Annotated in this window: 4 tRNA genes; all 4 read left to right on the top strand. The window is 40.5% G+C overall.

Going from position 1 to position 1,446, the window contains the following annotated elements:
• The first annotated feature begins 48 nt into the window (after positions 1-48).
• The 4 genes from C9I86_RS19735 (at position 49) to C9I86_RS19720 (ending at position 1,400) form a co-directional block, all read left to right on the top strand.
• Positions 49-124, top strand: a tRNA-Asn gene (locus C9I86_RS19735).
• Between the two features lie 56 nt (positions 125-180).
• Positions 181-270: transfer RNA gene (locus C9I86_RS19730), tRNA-Ser, on the top strand.
• A gap of 95 nt (positions 271-365) precedes the next feature.
• A tRNA-Ser gene (locus C9I86_RS19725) sits at positions 366-455 on the top strand.
• Positions 456-1,324: 869 nt separating this feature from the next.
• A tRNA-Phe gene (locus C9I86_RS19720) sits at positions 1,325-1,400 on the top strand.
• Positions 1,401-1,446: the final 46 nt, after the last annotated feature.

The raw sequence follows: 1,446 nt of genomic DNA, 5'->3' as shown, positions 1-1,446 counted from the left end.
CATATTAAAATTTGATACGATTCGTCGTGTTGAATAGTAAAAGTTAATTCCCTCTTAGTTCAGTTGGTAGAACGCCGGACTGTTAATCCGTATGTCACTGGTTCAAGTCCAGTAGAGGGAGCCAAATAAGAAAGCCCGCAAGCAATTGCGGGCTTTTTTACGTCTAGATTTTGATGAAATTCCCTCTTAGTTCAGTTGGCGGCACTTTATGAAGAGCTTGGCGGACTACTAATCCGTATGTCACTGGTTCAAGTCCAGTAGAGGGAGCCAAACAAGAAAACCTTGTCGAAAGACAAGGTTTTTTTCGTCTGTACTTTAGTGAAACAAACTTTATTGATCAAATCTTTGACTCCCTACTCGATAATTCCCTCTTAGTTCAGTTGGCGGCACTTTATGAGAAGCTTGGCGGACTGCTAATCCGTATGTCACTGGTTCAAGTCCAGTAGAGGGAGCCAAATAAGGAAGCCCGCAAGCAATTGCGGGCTTTTTTACATCTGGAGTTTAATGAAATTCCCTCTTAGTTCAGTTGGCAACACTTTATGAGAAGCTTAGGTACGGGCTATCCGCGATCTATTCATAGCGTGATTGACCCCAAAAGACACCAGCCAAAACAATCAATCCACAACGCGCGAATAGTAGATTCCCTATCTCGTTCGTAACCTCACTGTAGGGAATGACGGGGTAGCCCATCATTCACATCTCGAAAGCTGAGGTACGGGCTATTCGCGATCTATTCATAGCGTGATTGACCCAAAAAGACACCAGCCAAAACAATCAATCCACAACGCGCGAATAGTAGATTCCCTATCTCGTTCGTAACCTCACTGTAGGGAATGACGAGGTAAGACTTGTATGCCACCTCAAAAATGTCGCAGCTTATTATCCGCGATCTATTCACAACGTGATTGAGCCTAAAAGATGCCAGCCAAAACAATCAATCCACAACGCGTGAATAGTAGATTCCCTATCATCCTTGCGGGTATTTACTATAAAAAATGACGATGATTGCTATCCGCGTAAGCATAAAAATACCAGTCAAAAATAATTAATCGCCGTGTGAGAGAACAATGAGGATCACTTTTGACGGTTTTCAGTATTAATTATTCTTTTTCAAAGACTAAAATTTGTTATTTTTTATGCTTACACTCACTTTTTAACGTTCACTATCGAGTTAGTATTAATAGTGTCGATAACTACAAAAACATATAAAACCAAACATTCACGTTCAAAATACCAACAATCAGAACAAAAAAGATAATGTTAGTAACTATTTAAAAAAAAACCATTGACGAAAAGGTCAAAAACCTTTTTAATGCGCTCCGTTGCCTTGATAGCTCAGTCGGTAGAGCAGAGGATTGAAAATCCTCGTGTCGGTGGTTCGATTCCGCCTCGAGGCACCATTTCTTCTCTTTTGAAGTTTGGTGTTAAGCAACGATAAAATCTGTT

The sequence above is a fragment of the Photobacterium sp. NCIMB 13483 genome (genome assembly GCF_003025475.1).
Classification (GTDB): domain Bacteria; phylum Pseudomonadota; class Gammaproteobacteria; order Enterobacterales; family Vibrionaceae; genus Photobacterium; species Photobacterium piscicola.
The sequence above is the reverse complement of the archived record's forward strand: the minus strand, read 5'-3'. Positions and strand labels throughout refer to the sequence as shown.